The sequence below is a fragment of the Helicobacter sp. MIT 11-5569 genome, assembly GCF_000765695.2.
In the GTDB taxonomy this organism is placed as follows: domain Bacteria; phylum Campylobacterota; class Campylobacteria; order Campylobacterales; family Helicobacteraceae; genus Helicobacter_D.
In genome coordinates this window covers 20261-32835 of record NZ_JRPB02000014.1, presented here as the reverse complement: position 1 = coordinate 32835, position 12575 = coordinate 20261, and the positions used below count along the sequence as shown (strand labels likewise).

At 34.0% G+C, this 12575-nt stretch carries 10 protein-coding genes; all 10 read right to left on the bottom strand.

Features of this window, described 5'->3' with window-relative positions; translation table 11 throughout:
• Positions 1–98: 98 nt before the first annotated feature.
• From LS70_RS09120 to LS70_RS09075, 10 genes are read right to left on the bottom strand one after another with little or no spacing between them, the layout of a single operon-like run.
• Positions 99–881, bottom strand: coding sequence for a carbon-nitrogen hydrolase family protein (locus LS70_RS09120; protein WP_034287072.1), 783 nt, complete (start codon positions 879–881; stop codon positions 99–101).
• On the bottom strand, positions 878–1084 hold the full coding sequence (xseB, locus tag LS70_RS09115; protein WP_034287074.1) for an exodeoxyribonuclease VII small subunit: 207 nt from the start codon (positions 1082–1084) through the stop codon (positions 878–880). Before xseB ends, LS70_RS09120 begins: the two co-directional genes overlap by 4 nt.
• 10 nt (positions 1085–1094) lie before the next feature.
• Positions 1095–3494 (bottom strand): tetratricopeptide repeat protein, encoded by a 2400-nt coding sequence (locus LS70_RS09110; protein ID WP_236096472.1) that lies wholly within the window; start codon positions 3492–3494, stop codon positions 1095–1097.
• A gap of 60 nt (positions 3495–3554) precedes the next feature.
• Positions 3555–4697, bottom strand: coding sequence for a metallophosphoesterase (locus tag LS70_RS09105; RefSeq protein ID WP_052083257.1), 1143 nt, complete (start codon positions 4695–4697; stop codon positions 3555–3557).
• Positions 4698–4705: 8 nt separating this feature from the next.
• Entirely contained in the window at positions 4706–5350 is a 645-nt protein-coding gene (locus LS70_RS09100; protein ID WP_034287076.1) for a hypothetical protein, read from the bottom strand.
• Positions 5351–5383: 33 nt separating this feature from the next.
• A complete protein-coding gene (locus tag LS70_RS09095) occupies positions 5384–5989 on the bottom strand; it encodes a disulfide bond formation protein B (protein ID WP_034287079.1) in 606 nt (201 codons plus the stop codon).
• The gene (locus tag LS70_RS09090; protein ID WP_138109430.1) at positions 5986–6888 is read right to left on the bottom strand and encodes a DMT family transporter; all 903 of its coding nucleotides are present in this window, start codon (positions 6886–6888) and stop codon (positions 5986–5988) included. The genes LS70_RS09095 and LS70_RS09090 overlap by 4 nt, the downstream gene beginning before the upstream one ends.
• Before the next feature lie 44 nt (positions 6889–6932).
• The gene (locus LS70_RS09085; RefSeq protein ID WP_034287081.1) at positions 6933–8189 is read right to left on the bottom strand and encodes a TolC family protein; all 1257 of its coding nucleotides are present in this window, start codon (positions 8187–8189) and stop codon (positions 6933–6935) included.
• On the bottom strand, positions 8186–11371 hold the full coding sequence (locus tag LS70_RS09080) for an efflux RND transporter permease subunit (RefSeq protein WP_034287083.1): 3186 nt from the start codon (positions 11369–11371) through the stop codon (positions 8186–8188). Before LS70_RS09080 ends, LS70_RS09085 begins: the two co-directional genes overlap by 4 nt.
• Positions 11368–12513 carry an efflux RND transporter periplasmic adaptor subunit gene (locus LS70_RS09075; RefSeq protein WP_034287085.1) on the bottom strand — a complete coding sequence of 382 codons (1146 nt, stop codon included), beginning with the start codon at positions 12511–12513 and terminating at the stop codon, positions 11368–11370. Before LS70_RS09075 ends, LS70_RS09080 begins: the two co-directional genes overlap by 4 nt.
• Positions 12514–12575: the final 62 nt, after the last annotated feature.

Genomic DNA, 12575 nt, shown 5'->3' with positions numbered 1-12575 from the left:
GACATTAGGAACTCCAAAAGATTAAAATGGCATTAAATTCTTTTTAAAATCATGAAAAATCAAGCATTATAGCCAAATAAGTTAAAAGCGGGGTTAATCTAACGGAATTGCCAACAATCTTTAATCTCTTTTAAATATTTCTTATCCACCTCAACGATTAACAGCTCCTCTCTATCGCCTAAACAGTCAATAATTTCTCCATTTGGAGAGACAAACAAGGAATCGCCATAAAAATTCCAAGAAGTTTGAGTTGGAGCATCTTGATATTGTCCAATACGATTTGCGCGTAAAATATAACAACTATTTAAAAAAGCGCGCATTTTAATAATACTTCTCCATCGCAAAGAAGAATCAAAAGTAGAAGCTGTTGGTAAAAGCACACAATCTACATTTTCATCTTTTAACTTTAGCCAAAAATTATCAAAATGCAATTCATATCCAAACACCGCTGCAAATTTAAATCCCCCTACATTAAAAATCGGTGGAGTTTTTGGAGATTTTGGCATTGTATTTGCAAAAAATTCTACTTCATTCCAGTGTGCATATGGCATTAATTTTTGCGCACGATAGCTCAAAGCCTTTCCCTTATTTAAAATAAGAATGGTTTTGTAAATCCTATCTTTTACCACTTCGAAAATAGGTGCTACCATCACAATATTATACTTTGCAGATAATTCCAAAATCTTATGTGTCTCTTTTTTGATTTTATCTAATGTATGCGTCTTTTTGCCGCGACCCATTTCTAAGTCTTTAAAAAATGGATTTAACAAATACTCACCAAAGAGAATCACCTTTACTTTTGAATCTACAGCAGTTTTAATATAACATTCTATATCGCTTTGTGTTCGCGCATTTGAGAGTTGCAATGCGGAGATTTTCATTCTTCATCCTTTGTAAATTGCATTTTTAGAGTTTCACACTGCACTTGTGCATTTTCTAATAATTTTTGTGCTTTTTGGAGATTTTCCATTCCACTTTTATAAAGTTCTAAGCTCTCATTTAAACCAATACTTTCATCACCCAACCTTTCTAAACATTGTGTAACATTTTGCAAATATTCCTCAAAATCCAATGTTTGCTCCACCTTTTTCTCCTTATTGTGTGTTTTCTAGCAATTTTTTTGCATCAATACATAGATTTTTCCACGGAGATTCTGCATTGATTATCTCACATTTTCCATAAGATTCCAATGCAGCATTTTTATTGTTTAGTTTATCATATAAATAACCTTGCAAGTAATAAATTTGAATCTTTTCTGTATCTTTATTTGCATGCGATTCTGCGTTTTTTAGCATTTCAAGAGATTCTTGAAATTTCCCCTCACGATTTAGTGCCTCTACTACTCCAAGCTCTACCCATGGAGAATACTCATAACGCTTATGTAAAGCTTGCAAATCCATCAGATGTTTTGCATACACATTAATAGCTGTATCATCTTTGCGCGCTAACGCATCTTGTAGCACTATACGATACACTTCAATCATTTTATTACTATTTTTTAGTTTTTCTTCCAAAGTTGGTAATAATTTAAAAGCTTCTTCGTTATTTCCATTTTTAGAAAGTGCCATAAATAATACCCAAGCACTATCATTATGCTTTGCATCACTTAATAAACTTAGAGTATCACGCGCAGCAAGTGCTGCTTTTGGATAATCTTGCGAAACATATTCCACCCAAGCTAAGCGATAGAGCCAATCTTCTTTTTGCTTAGGTGTTGCAACTTGCACAGACTTCTCTTTGGCAATCTCTAATGCGGGTATAAACTGCTTATTTGTGTATAAACAATCAAAAAGTTTTAAAAATTCGGAATTTTGCAATTCAAGGTGAATTCCATATAAATCCCCGTAATATGATGCTTCTTTACAATTTCCCATACTTAAAGCATTCTTAGTTAGCATACTCACTGCATTTAATAACACAGGATTATTCTCGCCTAACACCTTGTCTAAGTCTTCTTTCATTGCAAAAACACTTGCATAATCCCCATTGTCATAATAAGTCTGTGCTTTTTTTTCTAATGCAATCTTTTCCTCTTCTTTTCCTTTGTAGTTTGCAATCACATAATCATAATGTTCCAAACGCCTTGTTGCATTACTCTCATTATCATTTAACAACAATGTATCATCAAGTTTTTTAATCTCTCTGCGCTCTGCTTCACTTTCGCTTTCTGTTAAAAGCATTTGATAATATGTATGCGCCTTTTGCAAATCTCCAGCCTTATCAAACCATATTGCCATATCTCTTAACATCGGCAAATATAAAGGCACGGTTTTATCTTCAAAAGTTTTAAACATGACTTCTAACACCTTTGCAGGAGTTTCATAGATTCCAGATTCTGCCCAAACTTGCATCATTGCATAATACTTAGGAATATTCTGCAAGAAAAAATCAGGATTGGCTTGCAATGTATCATCAAGATATTTTTCAGCCATACGTTTATCATCACTTTTTTGATAATAATCCCCCAAAAGCACGGAAGCAAGTGAAGCTACTTCTAAATCCTTTGTCTCTCTTAGCACAGATTCATACATTTCAAGCACGACCTTACGATCCCCACGCGCATATAAATGTTCGCCATAATTCAATCTTGCTAGAAGCTCATATTTATCACCCTTATACTCATTAAAAAGCCTATCATAATAATATTTTGCTTCTTCAAAAAACTTCATTTCTGCATAAGTTCTTGCCATAATAAACAAAACTTGTGGAACATGAATATCTGTAGGATATGCTCCAAGCCATGCTTTTCCCAAAGAAATAATTTCTTCATAATTCTCTACACTACGCATTCCATCAAGAGCAACTAAATGCAAATACAATACATCACGTTTAAAAATTGTCTCTGGATAGATTCCAAGCATTTCATCAATCAAATTAAGTGCCTCGACATAAGAACCGCGTTCCACAAAAGATTGCACATTTAAAAAATAATCCTTATCTCTGCCGACTTGATTATCCATAGGGCGCATTTGTGCGTCCAAAACACCAATACTAGGGACTTGATCAAAGCGAATTGGAAAATTAATACCATAACTAGGCTTATCATTTAAAAATGGAATCTCACCCTCATAACCTAAAATCTGCCAACGTTTAGATTTTACATTATTTTCCATAGGTATGCGCTGATTGCTCGATAAATCAAACTCTGTATTATAAAGCTTCATTTTTTTATTTGCTTTAGGGATAATTTTCAAACTAAAGCCACTTGCATTATCATCAAAAATCTCTGGAGTAATAGAAAAAAATAGTGTTTCACTACGTTGAAACCTTGAAAGCAAAGGAGCGTCAAAATTACATATAATTGTGCCAACTTCAGAATCTCTATTTAGCTCCTCATAACAATAAAATGGCTTATCATCACGCAAATTTAAAATTGCAAAATTACGCCCATCTTCTCTTCCGCTATCTACATAAAACTCAAGCCCAAAAGCTCTACTAAACAATAATGCCAGCAGTATTAAAGGATATTTAAATTGTTTTTTAAAGCCTTTCAACTCTCTTCCTAAATTTTTTAATTCAATTTGATTATACTTTGTTTTATTTGAAACTTTGTTTTAAGCTTCTACAAACTCAAAATATGTAATCTCCGCTCTTGTCAAGAAGCGCATTGGGGGTCCCCAAAATCCTGTGCCACGATTCACATAAATTTGTGTGTTTTTACTATGTTGATATAGCCCTTTTAAATAAGGATGTTCTAATTTTACAAGCAAACTAAAAGGAAATATCTGCCCGCCATGTGTGTGTCCGCTCAAAATTAAATCCACATGATGCTCTTCTTTAACTTCAAAAGCAAATTTTGGTTGGTGTGCCAATAAAATTAATGGACTTTGCGGAATCCTACTTTTAAGAGTTTCTTCTAAGTTAGGTTCTAAAGCATTAATGCGCCTTCCAAATAAATCATAAACTCCAGCTAAATTAATCTTTGTTTCACCTTTTTGTAGCTGCACACAAGCATTTTCTAAAACTACAATACCATGACTTTTTAACGCTTGCATTAAGGGTTTAATACTATGAAAATACTCATGATTTCCAAGAATAAAATACACCCCAAGAGGTGCTTTTAATTGCGCTAATGCCTCAATAGCCTTAGGGACTTTTGAGACTTCAGTATCCACAATATCACCAGTTAAAACGATAAAATCAGGCTTTAAGGCATTTGTCTGTTCTACAATTTTTCGCACTACATTCTCTTCTATTAATCTGCCAATATGCAAATCACTAATTTGCGCCGCAGTCATTTTTCCTTTAAGCCCTTTTAGTGGAATACTTAGAAATTCTACCTTTGGGGCAAGCCTACCTTCTACCAAACCAGCTCCAAAATAACCCAATGCGAGGATTCCGCTTGCCAAATTTAAAGAATTTTGGAAAAATCTCCTGCGCTCTTGTGAAAATTTAGGAAATAAGATTCCAATAAGTCGTAAAACAAGTGATAAAAATTGATAAAGTAACATCACCACAAACAGCACAAAACCTACGCCAATAGAGAGAGAAACTAAAAAAAATAAATTTTGTGGAAAATCTATAAAATAGTGCCTTGATAAATATAGCACGATACCCAAAAAATTAAAAACTAAAAAAGTTTTTAAAACATTAAGCACGATTTTAGACTTTATAACCTGTTTAATAAAGAAGAAATAGATGCTTAAGTGGAATCCCAAAAATACAAGCAAAACTAAAAATGGAAATAAATTTTTCACAATAAAACCTAGCGGCGCACTGCAACCCAAAGCAATAAAAAGGCTTGCATTGCACAAATTAACAACCCTAAATACAAAAATAATCTTGTATTTTTATCTTGTTCTTTTAAGAAATTCTGTGCATAAATTTGCTGACTAAGTGTTGCAAGCTCTAAACTCACCAAAAGTCCATTATCCCCTTCAAGCTCTTGTAAAAGCAACTGATTAACTTGCAAAACATCTTTAAAATTTGTCAAATAAAACATTTGATTGGCATCTTCTAAAAATTTCTCCATTTTAAGCATCAAAGCTCCACTACCAAAATACACATCATTAAGTGTGGAATGCTCTTCGTTGCCAACAATAGTAGAAACAACAAAGTTTTGCAAAATCTGATGGATAGAATTTAGCTCATTAATACAATGACTAAACTCTAAAAGCATATCTTGATTATTGCGCTTTAACACATAATTTGTAGAAATAATTTGCGACAAAAATACAATTCTCTGTGCCAAAACACGCTGTTTTCCACTGATATTAACATAATAAAGTGCAGAATCTTGCTTTTGTATAATTTCTTGATTACTTTGCGTATAAAATACGATTCCAATGCCTAAAATAATAGACATTAAAATCTCTAATACAATAAACTTTTTATTTTGAAAAATACCCAATCTATGCCCTTGTAAAATAATTCACGTATTGTATTATCTTTGATAAAAATTATCAATAAAGAGCAATGTGATTAAAATTGCATAAAGAATAAAGATTCCAAATGCGCATTGTGCCATTGTTCCAAATTTTAAAACAGGAATTAAATACCACCCTTCACTATAAAAAGCAACAAGCTTTTCTTGCAAAGGGCTTAGCGTGATTCCATTAATCATAGGTGTTTCTATACCACAAAAACCATAAGGCGCAAAAAGCTGCGGAATCCAAATATCAAGAGGAAGATTAAAATCAAATTTTGGATAAAGTGAGCAGCCTTTCAGCCCAAACACCATTGTTTCACTCTGCAATGCTTTTTGGATTTTATCTAACATTAATGCCGCTACAATACCTTTTATTAACGCGTAAATGCAAATTAGGATTCCAAACAATCCAAATAAACTTTTTGGATTCACCGCTACAAGCATACAGCCAATTCCCAATACAACAAAAGCATAGCGAATATACACGCATTGTTCGCAAGGCTGCAATAATAAATATTTCTGTAAGATAAAATGTGAAAATGCAACAAAGAAAAATGCCGCCACCCCAAATAAAAACCAAACTTCACGCTTTTTGCTAAGATTTTTTAAACATTGCATCATTGATTTTTCCTAATTTTAGGCTTATAAAGATTGATGAGATAAATCGCAAAAATTGCGATTCCACCCCCAACTAATGTTAAAAGACTTGGAATCTCTCCTAAAATAAAATAACTTGTCAAAAGCGCAAATATAGGCACTAAAAGCTGAAAAGAGCTTGCCTTTTCTGCACCAACTTGTGCAATCCCCATATAATAAATACTTGTCCCAACCGCAGTTGAAAGCACCCCAATTGTAAAGAGCATCAACCAAAAATGTAAATCAAAATTAAAAATTTCTAATATTGCAGGTTGCACTAAGAAAATGGGAGAAAACAACACTACGCTAAAAAGCGTAATATAAAAATTAATTGCAATAGGGTGGATTCTAAGCCTATGGCATACTAAGGTTAAAACCGCCCAATCTAATGCACACAAAATAAAAAAAGTGTTAAACTTGCTAAAAATTGTCTGTGAGCTTCCTAAATCTAACAAACAGATTCCAGCCACAACACCTAAAAATAATCCTAAAATCTCATTGCCTTTCATTTGTCTGTTTGTATTTTTTTGAATCTTATGCAGCCCAAAAGTTAAAAGATAGACAAAAACGGGTGTGATTGTTGTTACAAGAACTCCTCCTTTGCCAGCACTTCCATAATTTAACCCAACAAAAAACATTAAAGAATACAAGCAATTTAAAATTGCAGCAAATAATAAATATCTAAATGCTTTGCCATCAATTCTAAGCGGAATCCTTAAAACAGCAATAAGCGGAAGCGAAGCAAGAAAAGCAACAAAAAATCTCCAAAAAGTAACCACATCTGCGCTCGTATAACCCACAAGCACTTTGCTGCTAGGCCAAGAAGCCCCCCAAAAAAACATCGCAACCACAAGCAAAACAGAAAACACAACACTTTTGGGCATCATTTCCCCTAAAAATACAAACTAAAATAGCGCATTATAACAAATCATTGCCTAATCATCAGTTGTGTTTGCGTGATTCTCTCTAATTGTGCAAGCGATTCTATAATCGCATAAGTATTAATCGCTACATTACTACGCGCTTGTGTTAAAGCTAGCTCCGCGTCCAAAAAATCACCTGTGCTTTCCATTCTTTGAGTGTAACGATTTTTTGAGATTCTATAATTCTCTTCTGCTTGTGCAAGTGCAAGTTTTGCAATCTCTAAAGCATTTAAAGCAAGATTATAATTTTCTAAAGCATTAAAGAGTTGTAACTCCAACTCCTCAACTAACGCAACGCGTTGAGATTCAAAAGCAAGCCTATTCATCTGCGCACTCTCTACATTAAAACTATCGCTAAAACCATCAAAAATGTTAAAATTTAAAGCAAGTTGCACATTTGTTTCATCTTTATATATCCCTTCACGCCCACGCAGCGCATAATCATCTCCATAACGCGTATAACTTCCTATAATATCAATTTCTGGTAGAAAATTCCCTTTTGCGCTTTGCACCAAATGTGCTTTACTCTCAATAATTTTATCCATAAACAATAATTCAGCGCGCCTTTGTAGCATATCTTGCTTTAGCGTCTCAAAATTTAGATTCCTATTTTTAAGCTTTAGCTCTTCAATATCCTGCAAAGAAATTTTTGTGCGTGTGTAACGTTCTAAATCTCTTAACGCATAATTTAACGCACTTTTATAAGCAAGAAGATTTTGCAAAGTATTATTAAGTTCAACTTCAATTTTTAATAAATCATTTTTTTGGATTAATCCGACATGATAAAACTCTAAATTTTGTCGCCTTTGCTCTTCTAATAGCACTCTTGATTGTTCAGCAATCTCCACATTTTGCGCTTGTCTTAGCACATTAATGTATGCACTTTTAACTAGCAAAATCACATCTTCTTTTGTCGCTTCTAGTTGATAATTTTGCGATTCTAATAATGCTTTAGAACTTTTTAGATTATAAACATCACTAAAGCCATTAAAAAGATTATATTGCACATTTCCGCCTAAATTCCCACTTGTCTTTTTATCTGCTCTTTGGATACGATTGCTCTTTTGCGTCCCATACATTACATTAAGACTAGGATAAAATGGGCTTTGATACATTTTATAATTTGCTCTGCTTTCTTGTAGCAAATACTCTTGCTCTTTAATGTTAGGATTATGACTTAATGTCAAATCTAAAGCTTCTTGTAAGCTTAATGCGTTAATGATTCCACTTAAACAAAGAAAAAATAAAACATATCTCATCATTTTATCTCCCTTTTAATAAAGAAAGAAAGCAAACAAGGAATCAAAAAAATACTAAGCACTGTTGAAAAACCTAATCCCCCCAAAATTACCGCTCCTAATCCCCTATAAATCTCACTTCCAGCACCCGGAGCTACGACTAGAGGAAGCATTCCAAAAAGAGAAGTCAAAGTGCTCATATAAATCGGACGGATTCTAACACGCACAGCTTCTAAAATCCCATTTTGCGCGTCCATTCCATATAAACGCACATTATGCAAACTTTGATACACAATTAAAATCGCATTATTAACAACGATTCCAACCAAAATAATAAACCCAAGCATTGTTAGCACATCTAAAGGTTGATACACCAAAAACACATTAACTAACCAAAGCCCTAAAAATCCTCCCCCAACAGCAAGAGGAACACTAAAAAGAATAATCAAAGGATAGATAAAATCCTCATACAATGCTGCCATTAACAAATAAATAATAAACACCGCTAGCACAAAGCCTAGCAATAAGGAATTTTTAATTGTAGTTAGCTGATTTGCTGTTCCACTAAGAGAAATACTATTATTTTCTAATGCTCCGCTTGCTTTTAAGCGTTCTAAAATTTCTCCACTAATAAGCTCCATAGATTCTTGAATCGTAATATTTGATGGAGGGTTTAGCATAAGTGTAATAGTTCTTTTGCGCTCATAATGGCGAATCTGATTTGTCCCATATTCTAGCTTCAAATCTGCTAGCGTGCTAATAGGAATAATCCCAGCCACAGAAGTATAAATACTTGCATTATAAAGCTCCTCTGGAGAATAAATTGCTCCATTTTGAGATTTTAAAACTAAATCAATTTTTTCTCTACCTTCTTCTTTATACTCGGCAATCTTTCTCCCATCTAAAAGCACATCTAAAGCAACACCAAAACTATTCACATCAAGCCCAACTGCACTTATACGCTCTAAATTCGGATACAAATTTAACTCCGGATAAAGTATTTCAAGGCTAGGACGCGCACGCATTTGCAAAGTTGCAATATTTTTTTCTCCATATTTTTCCACAAAAACTTCTTTAATAATTTTTTCTAAAGTAATTGCACTAACAATTAGCGATTCTATATTTTCTCCACTAATATCAATATCCACTCCACGACTTGAACCCCTGCGCTCAAAAATCCCTGTTTGCAGAGCTGTTCCACTAACCCCTGGAATCTTTTGGATACAAGTTTTTGCAAGGGGAATCAAATCCGCTGCTCTTGTCGTCTGTAATGCACGCAATCCAAAAATCAAATCTGCACTTCCCCCAACATAAAACAAATTTGCAATAGCAGGATAGTTTGCATTTTCTTCAAATCCACTACTTGCAAAATAATCTCCCAAACAACTAAAAATCTCTTGTCCTATTTTTTCTTTTTCACTATACGATAATCCCGGAGGGGGAATTATTCTCCCAAAGACAAAATTCTGATTACCTTGTGGCAAATACTCCATTTTTGGCAACAAAACATAACTAAATGCAAGACTTAAAAATGTTAGACTAAGAATCGTTAAAATCTTATTACGCATACTTTGCATTGATGTTTGCACAAAAAACATTACCCAATCCACAAACCATTGCCCAAACTCTCTAATTTTCAAAGAAAACTGAGAGCCACTTCTATAAACCTCTTGCAGATTCTTACTCTTTGCTAAAAGACTTTGCTTTACTCCAAGAAACTTTGAGCTTTGATAACTAAGTGTTGGAATCACAATAATAGAGACAAAGAGAGAAAAACTAACAGCAGCACTCGCCGCTAAAGCAATATCTCTAAATAGCTGCCCAGCTTCTTCTTGAATGTTTAAGATGGGAATAAAAATCGCCACAGTCGTTAGCACAGAAGCTACTAATCCCCCAATCACTTCTTTTGTGCCATCAACAACAGCTTCCATCGGGCTTTTTCTCATCTTTTTATGCCGATCAATATTTTCTAAAACAACAATTGCGGAATCCACAAGCATTCCCACTGCAAAAGAGATTCCAGCCAAAGATACAACATTTAATGTGCGGTTTAAAAATGCCATCACAATAAATGTCCCAAATACGCTTAATGGCATAGCCACAGCGATAATTAATGTTGAAGTAAAAGAACGTAAAAATACAAATAACACACCACATGCCAAAAATGCTCCAATGATAATATTAGCCTTCACCAAAGCAATGGCTTGCTGAATATAATCCCTTTGGTCATTTGTCCATTCTAGTTTTAATCCATTATCTTTTAAGATTCCATCATTTAAAGTATTAAAAACAACTTCCACCGCATTTGTAAGCTCTAAAACATTTGCATCAGCGGTTGGTTTAATCGCGACAAACAATGCTTCTTTGGGGGCTTTTTCATCTCCGCGATAATAAGATGCGGTTGTTTTGTTTTCAAAACCTTCTTTTACAATTGCCACATCACTAATCTTAACGCGCTTTACTCCATCACTCCAAATCACCACATCTAAAATATCTTGCGGGCTTTTAAACTCTCCAACCGTGCGCACACGATAGGATTTTCTCCCATAATCCAAGCTTCCAGCAGATAAATTAATATTTTGTTTATCTAGCACATTTGCGATTCTTGCGACATCAAGCTGATAGATTGCAAGTTTTCTATCATCAATAATTACATGCATTTCCCTATCATCACCACCAGGAAAAGAAACTTCTGCCACCCCATCAATACGTTCAAAATACTGAATCACATTTTCATTAAAAAACGTCCTAGATTCTCTGACATTAACACGCGCATCAATACTCACTAACATCATTCTAACAACAGGATTTGTATCTTCTCCCGTTGCGCGAATTACAGGGCGGTCAATGTCATCTGGATACCCTTTAACTTCATTTAACTTATTGCTAACATCTAGCATTGCCTTTGTTAAATCTGTGCCAATTTTAAATTCTAATGTTACATTTGCGCGTCCGTTATTTGCAAATCCTTCCATTGTTTCAAGATTATCAATCCCTTTTAGCACTTGCTCTTGTCTCTCTAAAATCTCTCTTTCAATCTCATAAGGAGTTGCGCCACTCCAAGTTGTATTCACAGAAATCACAGGACGCGTAACTTGAGGTGTGAGCTGATAAGGCATTGTGCTAAGTGATAGGATTCCAAATAAACTTAGCAAAATCATTCCTATAATCACGACAACAGGACGATTAATCAATGTTTTTATCATAAATTAGCCTCAGAAACATTATCTCCATCTTTTAAACGTTCTATCCCTACAACAATCACCCTATTTTCAACATTAAGATTCCAATTTATAGGCGCAATGTATGCGTTTAATCCCTCATAACCCTTAATAGTAATTGCCACTTTTTTTGCTTGTTTTCCATTAAGCACAAAAATTACATTTCCATTTGCTTCTGGCAAAATCGCATCACGTGGCACTAAAAACATTTCTTTATCTCCTTTAACTCCAAAAGAAGCGCGCACCTCTAAACCCTCAATCAATTCTCCTTTAGGATCATCAATCGCAAGTTTTAGTGGAAAAGTCCTAGCTTTTGCGTCTCCTAATGGAATCAATGCGCTAACTGTTGCTTTATAATTTTGATTTGCGATTTGCACTTCTAGATTATCACCAACTTTTAAAGAACGCAGAATCTCAAAAGAAACTTCAAACGTTGCTTCAAGTGGAGTTAATTTTGCAAAATTAAATACACCCGCTCCAGCACTTACCCATTCTCCTTGTTTTAAAAGCTTTTGCAAAACTACACCATCATAAGGTGCTGTGATAACTTTTTTGCGCTTTTGCGTTTTTAACAATTCTAATCCATGCGCGATAGATTCCATATTTCCCTTTTGTGCTTGCATATCAAACAAAATATCTTCGTATTCTTTAAAAGAAATTGATTCACTTTCATACAAAGTTTTATAACGCGCATAATCTTTTTTAATCTTTTCATACTGCGCTTTTGCTTGCTTAAATGCCCCTTCTTTTGAGGCAATCTCATCACTAAGCAAATCACTATTTAAAATCGCTAATACTTCTCCTTTTTTGACGCGTTGCCCTTCATTAACAACCACAGAATCAATAATTCCAGAAATTTCAGAAGCTAGCAAACCTCGCTCGCTAAAATACAATGAACCCACATATTGATAAGTTTGATTTAAGATTCCACTTTGGATAGGTGCAGTTTTCACAAGTGTGGCTTTGGAAGCTTTTTTGGATTCTACATTTTGCGATTCTACCATTTTGGATTCTAATTGCTCTTTAGGCTGCGCAGAATCCTTTTGTGAAGCATTTAAAAATCCAATCCCTATACCGCTAAATATTGCTATCGCGCATAAAATAATAAAACTTTTGCTAAATCGCACAAAATTCCTTTAAGAACTTTATTTTATTGTTATTGTAAAATGAAAATGTTAAATTTTTGTGA